Origin of the sequence: Nostoc sp. 'Peltigera membranacea cyanobiont' 213 (assembly GCF_002245975.1) — a bacterium.
Taxonomy (GTDB): domain Bacteria; phylum Cyanobacteriota; class Cyanobacteriia; order Cyanobacteriales; family Nostocaceae; genus Nostoc.
Genome location: NZ_NOLI01000345.1, coordinates 1 through 1,742, shown reverse-complemented (window position 1 = coordinate 1,742; position 1,742 = coordinate 1). Strand labels below are relative to the sequence as shown.

Here is a 1,742-nt window from a genome sequence, read left to right as displayed (position 1 = left end):
CTAGAGTGCCAGTCCAGTAGAAGTAATTGACAAAAAGTACAATTTTTGCAGAGACTGATAGAGGGTAATATTGGGGAAAGCACTATCCGGAGTGTATAAAGATGCGTCCCTCAGTCTGGAATCCTCCCATAGAATTATCACTTGCGGAAGAAAAAGTAGTAAAACGTATACGTAAAGCTAGCTAAGTTGTTCGTATTTTTGAGACAGATACGCCACGAACTATTTGACTCAGCTTTTCAGTTAGAATTAGCAACGATATTTAAAGATAGTAGTGTGGGATTATGCCCAGTGCCACCAGCACAATTGGCACTATTTATTATTCTTCAAGCATATACAGGAGTGTCAGACGACTAGGCAATCGAAGCCATAGAAATGGATAGAAGATGGCAGCTAGTTTTAGATTGTCTCGACTGTGAGAAAGCACCATTTGGAAAAGGAACATTAGTAAGATTTCGGGGATTATTAATATCAAAATATTTTGACAGACGTTTAATTGAGAAAACAATTGAAATGGCAAAAAAACGTGGAGGGTACAATTCAAACTCCCTTAAGATAGCGCTAGATTCAAGTCCATTATGGGGGGCAGCCAGAGTCGAAGATACATATAATTTGTTAGGTCATGCGTTGCGAAAAGTATTAGAAATAATAGCTGAAAATACTCAAGAAAGTTTAAAAACAGTGGCGGCAAGTGCGGGGGCAGAAATTGTTGCTAAAACCAGCCTAAAAGCTGCTTTAGATTTAGATTGGGATGACCCAGAAGCTAGGAATATAGCACTATCGACAATTTTACAAGCATTGAACTCAGTTGAATCTTTAGTGAATCAAAAAACAGATTTGTCCGATTTAACCATTCAGCAGGTAAATACAAATCTGGCAACTGCACAACAAATTAAAGCACAAGATGTGGAGGTGGAATCAGATGGTTCCCCAAAGCTTCTTAATGGTGTTGCCAAAGACCGACGTATTTCTATTGAAGATGAGGATATGCGACATGGACGTAAAAGTCGTAGTCAAAAGTTTGATGGTTATAAACGCCATATTGCCAAGGATTTAGAATTAGGAATGATTAGGGCTGTTGGTGTCACTAAAGCTAACGCACCTGAAGCATCAGTCACTAGAGATATTGAATCAGATTTAAAACAACAACAAATAACTATTCAAGAGTTGCATATTGACCGTGCATATTTGACCAGTCATTGGATTAAACAGCGCACATCTGAACTTACTATTATTTGCAAAGCATGGAAAGTCCGCAACGGTAAACTTTTTGATAAGAATGCTTTTGTTCTTGATTGGGAAAACTATTTGATTCGTTGCCCAAATCAAGTGAGTTTACCATTTCATGAAGGGAGTGTTATTCACTTTCCTAAACATGAATGTGATGCTTGTCCTCTTCATTCTCAATGTACAACAAGCAAGCGTTCTCGCAGTATTTCTATTCATCCTGATGAATCCTTACTTATTGAACTGCGTGAACGTCAAACTACTGTAGCCGGACGTGCCAAACTCCGTGAACGTGTCAGTGTTGAGCATAGTTTAGCTCATATTGGTCAGTGGCAAGGAGACCAAGCTCGCTATCTTGGTCTCCGTAAAAATCTTTTTGATCTCCGAAGAATGGCTATTGTTCACAATCTTCATGTCCTGGCTCGTATCTCCCACACCACACCAGAAAAATTGTCACTTTTATCTAATTCATAGTCTAGTTAATTTGTCAATATTTTCTACTGGACTGGCACTCTAGC

Annotated in this window: 1 pseudogene; it reads left to right on the top strand. The window is 38.7% G+C overall.

Going from position 1 to position 1,742, the window contains the following annotated elements:
* Positions 1 to 101 precede the first annotated feature (101 nt).
* Positions 102 to 1,698, top strand: a pseudogene (locus CDG77_RS34805) (IS1182 family transposase).
* Positions 1,699 to 1,742: the final 44 nt, after the last annotated feature.